At 28.6% G+C, this 12888-nt stretch carries 14 protein-coding genes; 5 read left to right on the forward strand and 9 right to left on the reverse strand.

The features are described from left to right. Positions 1-75 precede the first annotated feature (75 nt). Positions 76-1614 carry an IS1182 family transposase gene (locus P161_RS0115620; protein ID WP_026775472.1) on the forward strand — a complete coding sequence of 513 codons (1539 nt, stop codon included), beginning with the start codon at positions 76-78 and terminating at the stop codon, positions 1612-1614. A gap of 136 nt (positions 1615-1750) precedes the next feature. Here the strand turns inward: P161_RS0115620 and P161_RS0115625 are convergent, their stop codons facing one another. From P161_RS0115625 to P161_RS0115640, 4 genes are all read right to left on the reverse strand, one after another. Continuing rightward, on the reverse strand, positions 1751-2290 hold the full coding sequence (locus P161_RS0115625) for a DUF4252 domain-containing protein (RefSeq protein ID WP_026777833.1): 540 nt from the start codon (positions 2288-2290) through the stop codon (positions 1751-1753). Positions 2291-2358: 68 nt separating this feature from the next. Then, the gene (locus tag P161_RS0115630; RefSeq protein WP_026777834.1) at positions 2359-2877 is read right to left on the reverse strand and encodes a DUF4252 domain-containing protein; all 519 of its coding nucleotides are present in this window, start codon (positions 2875-2877) and stop codon (positions 2359-2361) included. 51 nt (positions 2878-2928) lie between these two features. Then, positions 2929-3363, reverse strand: a complete 435-nt coding sequence (locus tag P161_RS0115635) for a hypothetical protein (protein ID WP_026777835.1) — start codon at positions 3361-3363, stop codon at positions 2929-2931. Further along, positions 3350-3859, reverse strand: a complete 510-nt coding sequence (locus tag P161_RS0115640) for an RNA polymerase sigma factor (protein ID WP_026777836.1) — start codon at positions 3857-3859, stop codon at positions 3350-3352. Before P161_RS0115640 ends, P161_RS0115635 begins: the two co-directional genes overlap by 14 nt. Before the next feature lie 154 nt (positions 3860-4013). Here P161_RS0115640 and P161_RS0115645 point away from each other — a divergent pair, with 154 nt between their 5' ends. Further along, entirely contained in the window at positions 4014-5468 is a 1455-nt protein-coding gene (locus tag P161_RS0115645) for a S41 family peptidase (RefSeq protein ID WP_026777837.1), read from the forward strand. After that, entirely contained in the window at positions 5469-6932 is a 1464-nt protein-coding gene (locus tag P161_RS0115650; protein ID WP_026777838.1) for a S41 family peptidase, read from the forward strand. A 50-nt stretch (positions 6933-6982) separates the two neighbouring features. On the opposite strand, the gene aroQ is transcribed toward P161_RS0115650, so the two are convergent. Together aroQ and P161_RS0115660 are read right to left on the reverse strand one after the other, a co-directional pair. After that, positions 6983-7396: a type II 3-dehydroquinate dehydratase gene (gene aroQ, locus P161_RS0115655; RefSeq protein WP_026777839.1), complete on the reverse strand. Its 414-nt coding sequence runs from the start codon at positions 7394-7396 to the stop codon at positions 6983-6985. 73 nt (positions 7397-7469) lie between these two features. Next, on the reverse strand, positions 7470-8393 hold the full coding sequence (locus P161_RS0115660) for a hypothetical protein (protein WP_026777840.1): 924 nt from the start codon (positions 8391-8393) through the stop codon (positions 7470-7472). A gap of 53 nt (positions 8394-8446) precedes the next feature. On the opposite strand from P161_RS0115660, the gene P161_RS0115665 reads away from it, so the two are divergent. Then, positions 8447-8818, forward strand: a complete 372-nt coding sequence (locus tag P161_RS0115665) for a TM2 domain-containing protein (RefSeq protein WP_026777841.1) — start codon at positions 8447-8449, stop codon at positions 8816-8818. Between the two features lie 127 nt (positions 8819-8945). On the opposite strand, the gene P161_RS19190 is transcribed toward P161_RS0115665, so the two are convergent. Next, positions 8946-9434: an outer membrane beta-barrel protein gene (locus P161_RS19190; RefSeq protein ID WP_026777842.1), complete on the reverse strand. Its 489-nt coding sequence runs from the start codon at positions 9432-9434 to the stop codon at positions 8946-8948. Between the two features lie 200 nt (positions 9435-9634). Here P161_RS19190 and xerD point away from each other — a divergent pair, with 200 nt between their 5' ends. Beyond that, positions 9635-10540 carry a site-specific tyrosine recombinase XerD gene (gene xerD, locus P161_RS0115675; protein WP_026777843.1) on the forward strand — a complete coding sequence of 302 codons (906 nt, stop codon included), beginning with the start codon at positions 9635-9637 and terminating at the stop codon, positions 10538-10540. Positions 10541-10772: 232 nt separating this feature from the next. On the opposite strand, the gene rny is transcribed toward xerD, so the two are convergent. Then, entirely contained in the window at positions 10773-12341 is a 1569-nt protein-coding gene (gene rny, locus P161_RS0115680) for a ribonuclease Y (RefSeq protein ID WP_026777844.1), read from the reverse strand. Positions 12342-12593: 252 nt separating this feature from the next. After that, positions 12594-12887: a cell division protein ZapA gene (locus P161_RS0115685; RefSeq protein ID WP_026777845.1), complete on the reverse strand. Its 294-nt coding sequence runs from the start codon at positions 12885-12887 to the stop codon at positions 12594-12596. Position 12888: the final 1 nt, after the last annotated feature.

A 12888-nucleotide genomic window follows, 5' to 3' on the forward strand; every position in this document is an offset into this window, starting at 1 on the left:
AGCACAAAAAAGGAGGCTGTCTGAAAAGGCAGTCTTTTTTTTTGCAAATTTTTAAAGAATTTCGTATTTTTAAGAATGAGCAGAAAAGTTGTTTTTAAGACTTACACTCAAGATCAGTTGAGTCTTTTACCTCCCAGTTATGATGATTTAGTTCCAAAGAATCATCCAGTTCGTATTGTTAATACGATTATAGACCATGTAGATATTAGTAAATTAGAAGAGAGTTATAAAGGTGGAGGCACCTCAAGCTATCACCCAAGAATGTTGCTAAAAATATTAATTTATGCTTATTTACGTAATTTATATTCTTCAAGAAAAATAGAACAAGCTTTATCAGAGAACATCCATTTTATGTGGTTAAGTGGACAAAACAAACCTGATCATAACACAATTAATGATTTTAGAGGTAAAAGACTTCAAGAACATTTCAAGCCCATATTCCATCAAGTAGTTTTACTGCTTGTTGAGCAAGGAGTTATCAGTTTAAAAGATATTTTTGTAGATGGTACTAAAATAGAAGCCAATGCAAATCGCTATACTTTTGTTTGGGGTAAATCTATTAAAACCAGTAAAACTCGCATTGAAAAACAGTTGAAAGAGCTTTGGTCTTATGTAGAGAAGGTTTACAAAGAGGAACAACATATACCCAATACACCAGATTTTGAGCAGATAAATGCGGAGCAAGTTGAAGCTACAATTGATAAAATAAATGAAGTTTTACAAGGCAAAGTAATTGATAAAAAAGTAAAGCAGAAGCTGAATTATGCCAAGAAAAACTGGCCAGCTAATTTAGCGAAATATGAAAAACAAGAAGCTATTTTACAGGGTAGAAATAGTTATAGTAAAACTGATAATGACGCTACTTTTATGCGAATGAAAGATGATCATATGCAAAATGGACAACTCAAACCTGCCTATAATATACAAGCCTCTACCAACAATCAATACCTTACCAATTACACTTTAGCACAAACCACAGCAGACACCACTACTTTAAAAGAACACCTTAACAATCATATCGAAAATTATGACCAAACTCCAGAGACGCTCACAGCAGATGCAGGCTATGGAAGTGAAGAAAATTATACAGATTTAGAAGATAAAGAAATTACCGCTTTTGTAAAATACAATTACTTCCATAAAGAGCAATTAGATAAAAAAAGAGGAAAAACAAATCCTTTCCATCCTAATGAATTACATTATAATAGAGAGAAAGATCTTTATTACTGTCCTATAGGACAAGAAATGAAACTTATAGATACTTATAAAAGAAATACTAAGAACGGATTTATCCAAGAAATACACAGATACCAAGCACAAAACTGTAAAGGTTGCCCTTTAAGAACACTATGTCATAAATCAAAAACAAATCGAGTTATAGAAAGGAATTATAATTTAATACGATTAAAATCAAAAGCTAAAATATTACTCAACTCTGAACAAGGCATTGCAAAGCGAAAACAACGCTGTTGGGATGTAGAAGCTGTTTTTGGAAATATCAAACAAAACATGAACTTTAAACGATTTATGCTAAGAGGAACCCGTAAAGTAAATGTTGAAATAGGGCTAATTGCAATGGCACATAACTTAAAAAAGTACAGTTTAACTATTTAGAAAAACTATACTTTTTTTAAATCTGAGTATTTTTTAAATCATTCTTAAAAAATCGAAAGAAAAAATTAACAAAATAAAAAATCGCCTAAAAAATGCTTTTTAGACGACCTCCTTTTTTTTGACAAATTTTTGAGTTTTATTTTCCTTTAAAAATAGCACTAAAACTTTGTAAGTTGCTTGGATCCATTTCCATGTCACTAATTACTTCCATAATTTTTGAAGGGTTCATATTTTCTCCCAACAACCTGGCTACTCCTACTCCAACTTCTTGACTATATCCAAAAGCAACAATTTCATCTATTGAATCTGTTTCTCCTGAGTAATAAATATTCATATTCATTCCTTTCATTTTCATAGATGATAAAGTTTTATACTCTTTATTATCTTTAAAAATATTTTTTAACGTTGCTTTTTCAGTTTCGTAAACAGTTTCATTTTCTTGAGTTTTTTGAAGAAACACAACATTTATTTTTTTGATGCTTTTAATAGTTTCTTTTACATCATCTGAAACATCTGCTTTAGGACTTAATACTGAACTTACAGGTACATCTATAGAAGAAAATCCTGCTTTCTCATTGGCTTCTACTAAATAACTCTGTAGCGATTTTTCGTTTTTACAAGCAGTTGCAAAAAGGACTAAAAAGACTAAAGAACATAAGGTGGTAAATTTTTTCATTGTGTATATATTTTTTAAAATAAAAAGCCGAATTAATTACAAACCCGACTTTTTAATCTTGGTTAATTTTATTGGTTTTCTTTTACAATTTTATCTGTAAAGTCAGACATTTTGTTGATGTCTATATTACCAGTTAAAGACATCACCATAGCTTCAGACAATCCTTTTGTTTCTTTATCAATCCCTTTTATAAACATTAAAACCTCACTTACGTAATCTTTATTTTTTGTTGCTTTTACATAAATTTTAATACGAGAATCATCTTGTTTTATTCGCATTAATTGGGTTAAATTCGAGTTTTTGATAGACGAGTTTACCATTTTCTCCATTTTAGAAGCAATCTCTAAATTACTTGTGGAAAACATTTTAAACTCTTTTAAATCGTTAATGATTTCAAAAGCTTGCATCACTTCATTACCATCGTTTTTAATATCTTTAGATTTAAATTTGTTTAACAATTCGAAAGCATCTTTGGTAACAATTACCATATCTACTCCATCCATATCTTCTAAACTATCAAAGATACTTTGCGCGTTTGCGAACATTGGTGCTACTATAAACGCTATTAATATTATTATTTTTTTCATAATTACTGTATTTACTTGGTTTTACTATTTTTACTTGGTTTATCTTTTTTATTATTTTAATGCTTCATTTACTTTGTCTTCCACAGTGTATAAAGTGGCTACAGCTTGTTCGCCTTTTTTAAGGTTTGTAGACAATAGTTTTAGTCCATTAGTAAGATCTGCATAAATTTTTTCTGCTTTTTTTCTTTGTTGATATTCATCAAATTGATGTTTACCTACAAATACACTAAGCAAAAGTGCTACAGATGCTGCAACAGAAAGCCATTTTAAGTTTCTCTTCTTAGATTTTTTAGGTTCTAGCTTAATGGGTTTTGTATACGTATCTTCTTTGGCAGTATTAAAATACGCAAACATTAATTTGTACTCTTGCAAATGTGGTGCAACATCCTCTTTTGTAAAATAGTTTTTAAGGATTGCTTCTTCTTGCAAAGTAGTTGTTGCATTTTCGTATTTTTCTACTAATTTTTCTATGTTAGCTAACTCCATAGTTGTGTTTTTTAATTAATTCTTCTCTTATTGTTTTTCTTGCTCTAGACAAAGCAACTCTTACTGCTGTTGGTTTCATATCTACCATTTTACAAATCTCATCAAAATCATATTCTTCAATATCTCTTAATTGAATGATTATTTTTTGTTGTTCTGGTAATTTTTCTATCAATAAATGTACTTGGTTTACACTGTCTTGATATTCCAACTTTTTATCTAAAGACGTATCTTTTTCTTTATAATTACTGTGTACTAATGTTAAATTACTGGCTTGCTTACTTTTTAAGCGATCATAACAATAATTTTTTGTCATAGTCATTGCAAAAGCTTCTACATTATTATAGTTGCCAATTTTTTCTTTGTTTTTCCATAACTTAAAAATAAGTTCTTGAGTGGCATCTTCTGCTTCTTCTCTAGATACTAGCAATCTTTTTGCTAATCTAAAAACCTTATCTTTAAAAGGTAAAACAACTTTTAAAAAGTCTGACTGGTTCATTGGTTAATGTTGTTTTTCTGATATTTTTTCATCTCATATATCAGGTTTACATAATTAAGACGATTCATAATTTATTTTGTTACTTCTTATTTCAAATAAATACTAAAAAAGTTTAAATTGCGTTAAATTTACTAGAATCTATATACATTTTTACATGAAGATTAATTTCAAAATTATTTTACTATTAATATGTATTTCAACAATAGTAGGTTGTACAAAAGAATATGAAATTCCTCAAGATTTAGTTATTAGTGATTTTGTTTGGAAAGGTTTAAACGCCTATTATTTACATCAAGATTTAGTGCCAGATTTGGCAGACACACGTTTTAACTCTGATGAACAACTAAATAATTATTTAAGGTCATTTCCAGATTATACTACACTGTTTTCTAGTTTATTAATTTCTTCGGATGTAAAATCTACTTTAGTAGAAGATTACAATACCCTAACTGAACCATTACCAAGAACAGCATTTACTAATGGTTTAGAGTTTGGTATTATTGCAAATCCTGCAAATAGCGATACTGTATTAGGATATGTAACTCATATTCTACCAAACTCTAATGCATCCACAAAAAATATTGTTAGAGGTGAATATTTTTTTGCAGTTAATGGGGTTCAACTAACTAAAACAAATTTCCAAGACTTGCTATTAAATGGTTCAGATACTTTTACTTTACAAATGGCAAATTTTGATGGAACAATAATCATCCCAAACACAAAGACAGTTTCTTTAGAAAAACAAGCATATACATATCCTACTACATTTATAGAGAAAGTTATTCCTGTAAATAAAGAAAACATTGGTTATTTAATGTATCAAAATGATTTTTCAAATAACTACATTAATGATTTAAATAACACCTTTTTAAACTTTAAGAATCAAAATGTTACTAAATTAATTTTAGACCTTAGATACAATATTGGCACTGGTGGTTTTTCAAAAAATATTGCAAAAATTGCTTCTATGATTTCAGAGCAAAATGAAGATGAAATTTTAATAAAAGAACAATGGAACGCAAAAGCACAAAGTTGGTTTTTGGCAAATCAGCCAGATTCATTAATTACAAAATTTCCAAAAACAATAGGCTCAAACATCAACATAAATAGTTTAAATAGTACTGATGTTTACATCATTTTAAATGGTACTAATTTTGAAGGTTCTTCTGCAACTGAATTATTAATTAATAGTTTAAAACCACATACAAACGTTCACATAATTGGTAGACAAACTGCAGGAAACAACACAGGATCCATTACATTGTACAATTCTGAAGATTATGATTTTCCTTTGAAAAACGAAACTCATACAGTTGCTTTACAACCAATAGTGTTAAGTTTCTTAAATAAAAACGACCAAACCTATGAAAACGGGTTTTCACCAAACATAAACCTTTGTGAGAATGAAGATATTTTAGATTTAGGTGTTTTGGGCGAAGATTCAGATCCTATTTTAAATAGCGTTTTAAATTATATTTCAACAGGAAATGCAGTTTCTAATACAAACTGTAATCCTAATAATTTCGATTATTTATTTAATAGCATCAATACACAAAAAACAATAAACACAGGCATTTTTATACAGCAAAATTTGCCAAATACAAATTAGATGAAAAAATTTACATTATTTTTAATAGCAATTCTATTTATATTTTCTTGCGAAAGAAAAGAAACTTCATTTATTGATCCTACAACAGATGATGACATCAATTATTTTATTTGGTCAGGTTTAAACTTATACTATTTATGGCAAAAGGATGTGCCTGATTTATCTGATAATAGGTTTGCTAATTTTGACGAATTATACGCCTATTTTAGAGGTTTTGAATCTCAAGAAAGTATTTTTGAGAGTTTATTAAACAGACCAGAAGATCGTTTTTCTGTAATTGTTGATGATTATATTGCCTTAGAAAACTCTTTTCAAGGTATTAATTTAAGCAATGGAATGGAATTTGGGTTGGTACAATACAGAAACGGAAGTACAAATGTATTTGGTTACGTACGTTATGTAGTACCAAATTCTGACGCTGTTACTAAAGACGTTAAAAGAGGTATGATTTTTAATCAAGTTGATGGGAATCAACTTACTGTAAATAATTTTAGTAATTTACTGTTTGGCAGTTCTACGAATTATACCATTGGTTTAGCAGACTTTAATGACGGAAATCCAACTAGTAATGGAACGTCTATTTCTTTATCAAAATCTGAAATTCAAGAAAATCCAATTGCAATATCAAAAATAATTAATGATGGAGGTCAAAAAATAGGATATTTAATGTACAACCAATTTGCTAGAAATTACGATAGCGAATTAAACGCTGCTTTTGCAAATTTTAAAGCCGAAAATATCGATAATTTAATTATAGATTTAAGATATAATCCAGGAGGATCTGTTAGTTCTGCAACGTATCTAGGCAGCATGATTACTGGTCAGTTTGATGGTATGTTGTATTCTAAAGAAGTTTGGAATAGTAAAGTTACTAGTGCTTTAGCTGCAGATCGATTCATTAATAATTTTACAAATCAAATTAGAAATACAGATGCAAGTGGAAATGTTATTTCCCAAGAAAACATTAATACTTTAGGGCTAAATAACGTTTATTTTATTGTTACAAATAGTTCAGCATCAGCATCAGAATTGGTTATTAATTCTTTAAGTTCTTATATTGATGTTGCTTTAATAGGTACAACAACCAGAGGAAAACAAGTAGGTTCTATCACTTTGTATGATTCAGACAATTTTCAAAGAACAGGCGATAATTTAAATACAAATCATAGATATGCAATGCAACCTTTGGTTTTTGAAATTAGTAATAAAGACAATAAGAATTATCCTGGAGGATTAATACCTGCAAGTACCGATTTTCCTGGAGTAGATTTAGGTGAAAATTATGGAGATTTAGGTGTTTTAGGTGAACGTTCAGATCCATTATTGGATAGAGCATTAATTTATATTTCTACAGGAGCTAAAAGCTATTCTTCTAAAAATAGTTTTTATAATTTTGATGAAATTTACGACTCTAAATTGGCAACACCTGCAAGCGATTATATGTTTGTTGAGGCTCGAAAATAAAAAATCAGTAGCTAAAAAACTTTTAGTAGTTTACAAATAATAATATTTCTTTACAAAAAACTTTGTATAGCTAATTCGTAGCCTTTTAAACCAAAACCAAATAAAACACCTTTTGCATTTGGAGCTATATAGCTATGCTGCCTAAATTCTTCACGAGCGTGAATGTTAGAAATATGTACTTCTACAACAGGTGTTTCAATACCTTTTACAGCATCTCCAATACCTACTGAAGTGTGTGTATAAGCAGCTGCATTTAAAATAATACCATCAAAACTAAAACCAACTTCATGTAATTTATTAATAAGTTCACCTTCAATATTCGATTGAAAATAAGACAATTCTACATTTTTATACTTTAATTGTAAAGTTCTATAAAAATCTTCAAAAGTATCTGAGCCATAAATTTCTGGTTCACGTTTTCCTAAAAGATTTAAGTTTGGTCCGTTTATAATAATGATTTTCATAAAGTAAAGATATTAAAAATTGAGCAAAAAAAAAGGAAGCAAAAATGCTTCCTTTAAATTTAGTATTTATTAATTATTTTTTAAGTGAACTTGTTTTTACTGTCAACTTTACAATATTTATGATGGCAGCTTTTCCTTCTTCTAAATTTGCAACAACTTCATATTCTCTTCTAAAATCATATAGTTTTAATTTAGTAGTATTCGTTTTTAGTTTTCCAGAATTAACAGTTATAATTTTAAATGAATTTTCTTTTTTATCTAAATTCAACGTAATTCTTTTCTTCCTTCTGGTTACTATAAAATTTTCTAAAATGGGTTTATCGTTTTGTAAAATAGTTATAATATCTCCATCTTCAATTCCAAAATCCCAAATATCCACATCAATTTTATTTGAATACACAAATACAGAAACTTTTTCACCAGACTTTATTGTTGTTTCACTAAATTTCTTTAAAAAATTTTCTGGTTTTAATTCAGCAATAACAGTGCTATCTATTTTTTTTACTTTATCTATCTTCTTAACTTTCTTATAGATTTTTTTTACTTTTTTTTCTACAAATTTGGTTCCAACCAGCTTAATCTTTCCAGTTGCACACGTATCTTTATCTTCATAAATTCCTACAAATTCTCCTTCTAAAAGTTTCTTTTTTGAATCTCCTTTAAATGTTCCATCAAAACTAATAAAACAAAATTCTTCAGGTAAATATTTAGATTTTGTGTATAAAATATCACTTTCGTTAAATTTTATATTGTCAGTTTTTTCATCATAATAACCTCTTATATATGATTTTGTTTCGTTTTCTCCATCTAAATCTGTTAAAGAGTATCCTTGAATAAAGTTATTGGCTTCAACATTAAATTGAATTTTATAAGAAATTAATTGATTTTCATCTAAAACTATAGCACCAAGTAGTTCATAATCAAACTGCTTCTTTTCTTGAGAATTTATATTTAAAAAAGTAAAAAGACAAATTATTAAATATTTGTTTATTTTCATGACCATTTTTTAATTACATTAGTAGCAAATTAACTAAAATAAATACTATTATTATGAAAAAATCATTAACTATTTACACATTTTTATTTGCTTTTCTAGCATTTTCATTTACAGCTGAAGCATCTTTTCCTGTAAAAAAAACAGTTAAAACTGTTGAAATTACAAAAGGAGATACTGTAGAAAAAGAAGAAGTAACCAATTACACAGCTGTTTCTTATTCTGGAAAAAGCCAAACAACAGCACTTTTATTATCTATCTTTTTAGGTGGTTTAGGTATTGATCGTTTTTATTTAGGATACACTTTACTAGGTGTTCTTAAATTGATAACATTAGGTGGATTTGGAATTTGGTATATTATAGATCTTGTAATGATTATTACTGGAGATTTACAACCAAAAAATGGTAGTTATTCTAAAACTTTATAAAAAATAAACTCATTTATTTTATAAACCATCCAAAATTTGGATGGTTTTCTTATTTCAATTAATCAAATTAAATAAAAAAAAAGGAGGCAAATCTACCTCCTTCTTAATTCTCATTATTATTATTTAATTATAAGCCAAACGTAAATCCTAAACCTACATTATTAGCATTGATGCCATCATTACTAACACCTTCATAAAATAAAGATAAACTTGTTTCATTACCAACTGCATAACTTAACATTGGTTTGTAATAAAATCCACCATCATTTCCATCATTAATTCCAAATGCGTAACCAAGCTTAGAACCTGCTGATAAACTATCTGTTAATCGAAACATTAAAGAACCAGCTACTGGTAAAAACTGTGTAGATTCAGCCTCAAAAGTTGTACCTAATACCTCATAGTCTTTTCCAAAATAATTTAAAAAACCTACAGAAACTCCTAACATTAAATTGCTTTCAGTTGCAAAAGAGTAACCAACATCTCCACTTAATGCAAAAGAAGAAAACTCCTCTACATCTGAAACTGGTAAACCTGCATTTACACTAACCGAAAGCTGTGCATTTGCAGCTAATGAACTTAAAACTAAAGCGAATACTAAAATTACTTTTTTCATTATATTTATTTTTAAGATTATTGAACAAATTTAAAATAATGTGAATTTCTACTTTAACTCAATCACTTTTTTTAAGAACTATAATGATGTTTTGTTATCATTACACTTTTATAGTTTTATCTTTTTTTAAACCTATCATTATAAACAAAACAACAAAATCATCTCTATTAAACATAAAATATAAATCGTAATTTTACAATATGAAATGGAAAAACGCAATAAGAGATTATCAATTGTATTTAAAAATTGAACGTGGTTTATCTCAAAACACTATCGAAAGTTATTCTAGAGATTTAGATAAATTAATTTTATTTCTTCAAGAAAATGATATTAAAGAAACTCCTATTTCTATTGATAAAACTATAGTTCAGCAATTTATTTATGAACTTGCGAAAAAAGTAAATCCGAGAAGTCAAGCAAGAATAATATCAGGATTAAGAAGTTTTTTTGATTACTTAGTTTTTGAAGATTACAGAGAAACGAATCCTACAGATTTATTAGAAACACCAAAAATCGGTAGAAAATTACCTGATACTTTATCCGAAGAAGAAATAAACGAATTAATTTCAGCTGTTGATTTAAGCCACTCTCAAGGTGAAAGAAACAGAACTATTTTAGAAACTATGTACAGTTGTGGGTTAAGAGTTAGTGAATTAGTTACACTAAAAATTTCTGATTTATTTTTTGAAGAAGGTTTTATAAAAGTAACAGGGAAAGGAGATAAAGAACGTTTTGTTCCTATTCATTACAATGCACAAAAATACATATCAATGTATATCAATGAAATTAGAACTCACTTAAAACCTAGCAAAGGTTTTGAAGATACGCTCTTTTTAAACAGACGTGGAAAAGGTTTAACTAGGCAAATGATTTTTACAATCTTAAAAGAAGTATCAGTAAAAATAAACTTGAATAAAAAAATAAGTCCACATACATTAAGACATTCTTTTGCAACACATTTATTAAAAAACGGAGCAGATTTAAGAGCAATACAACAAATGTTAGGTCATGAAAGCATCACTACAACAGAAGTTTATGTTCATTTAGATACCAGTTATTTAAAAGAAGTTGTGGAAACTTATCACCCTAGAAGAAGCCCATTCTAAAGGCCCATCCTAGCCTTCCCAAAGGGAAGGGACTCTTACTCTTGTGGAAGAAATATGAATGAAGATTCTTTAACAAGGGGTTTAAACCCCTTGTAAAACAAAAAAATCTTGCTTTTAAAAGCAAGATTTTAAAAATTTAATATTTTATAAGAGTGAAGTGAAACTCCTCATGAGTGTTTCTTCCTGACGTCTATATTGAGCGAAGTCGAAATAGGAAGATTAAAATGGGCTTTTATTTAGCCACATTCACAGCTCTAGTTTCTCTAATTACAGTAACTTTTACTTGTCCTGGATACGTCATATCATTTTGTATTTTTTGCGAAATACTAAACGATAATTCAGCCGCTTTTGTGTCGTTTACTTTATCACTTTCAACCATAACACGTAATTCACGACCAGCTTGGATAGCATAGGCTTTTTGAACCCCAGTAAAACCGAAAGCAATTTCTTCTAAATCTTTTAAACGTTGAATGTAAGAATCCAAAACTTGACGTCTTGCACCAGGCCTTGCACCAGAAATTGCATCACAAACCTGTACTATTGGAGACAATAAACTCTTCATTTCTATTTCATCATGGTGAGCTCCAATTGCATTACAAACTTCTTCCTTTTCGCCATATTTTTCAGCCCATTGCATTCCTAAAAGTGCGTGAGGTAATTCACTTTCTTCATTTGGTACTTTACCAATATCATGCAACAAACCTGCTCTTTTGGCTAATTTTGCGTTTAAGCCTAATTCTGATGCCATTATTCCACAAAGATTCGCAACTTCTCGCGAGTGTTGTAATAAATTTTGTCCATAAGAAGATCTGTATTTCATACGACCTACAGTTTTAATCAATTCTGGATGTAAACCATGAATCCCTAAATCAATCACTGTTCTTTTACCAACTTCTATAATTTCTTGGTGAATTTGATTTTCGGTTTTCTTAACAATTTCTTCAATTCTTGCTGGGTGAATTCTACCATCTGTCACCAATTTGTGCATTGATAAACGGGCAATTTCTCTACGAACAGGATCAAAACAAGAAAGAATAATTGCTTCAGGAGTATCATCAACAATAATTTCTACACCAGTTGCAGCTTCTAAGGCTCTAATATTACGTCCTTCTCTACCAATAATTCTTCCTTTAACATCATCTGACTCTAAATTAAAAACAGAAACACAGTTTTCTACAGCTTGCTCTACACCCACTCTTTGTATGGTTCCTAAAACAACTTTTCTTGCTTCTTGTTCTGCTGTTAATTTTGCTTCTTCAATAGATGTTTGTACAAAAGCCATTGCTTCTGATTTTGCTTCCTCTTTTAAAGAAGAAACCAATTCTTTTTTAGCTTCTTCAGCAGATAAGCCAGAAATTTGTTCTAACATATCTACATGACGTTTGTGCATTTTATCTAAATCATCTTCTTTCTTTTCTAAAAAGTCTAGTTTATAATCGTAATCTTTTTCTTTTTGTTCTAAAGATTGATTTAAACGCTTATTTTTATCATATTCTGATGCCACTTTAGATTCTCTATCTCTAATTCTTTTCTCTACATCAGAAATCTTTTTTTCTCTTGTTAAAATAACTTTTTCATGCTCAGATTTAAGTTCAATAAATTTTTCTTTTGCTTGTAAAATTTTATCTTTCTTAACAGATTCTGCATCTATTTTAGCTTCTTTTAAGATAGTGGCTGCCTCTTTTCTAACCCCATTAAGCATTTTTTTACCTTTAGCTTTTTCCATCGATTTAAAGATTACAAAACCTAAAGCTATTCCTATTAAAACTCCCATAATAATGGGTAGTATCATTCCTTCCATAATTTAAATTTATATGTATAAAAAAAGCCTACGTTAGATAGGTTTTTAAACTCCAATATGACATTTATAGGACTAACTAACTGTTCAAGGATCCAATGAAAACTGTATCAGACTGAAATAAATTTCAGTATAAATGTTCAGCATTATTGGCATGCTATAGTAGTTAAGACTCATCCTTCATAATAGAATAGTGTTGAGTTTAATAAACAATTACTAACGTAGGCAGTGTGTTGTTAATGTATTTTAATGAACTTATTCTAAATGACTACTTACCAGTTTAGTAAGGGCATTTAATTTTTGCATTTCTTCTTCTTTAATATCAGTTTTATTTAAAGATAATAACTCTAATTTCGAAGCAAATTGCAATGCAGACATAGCTAAAACATCTTGTTTATCGCTTACTGCATAATTTTGTTCGTACATAGAAATTAACTTATTGATTGCAGTTGCTGCTTTACGCATTGCTTCTTCTTCTTTAGTGTTATTAACACTTAAAGGGTAGGTTCTACCTGCAATTATAATTTTAATCTTTAATTTTCCACTCACA

Origin of the sequence: Polaribacter sp. Hel_I_88 (genome assembly GCF_000687935.1) — a bacterium.
GTDB lineage: Bacteria > Bacteroidota > Bacteroidia > Flavobacteriales > Flavobacteriaceae > Polaribacter.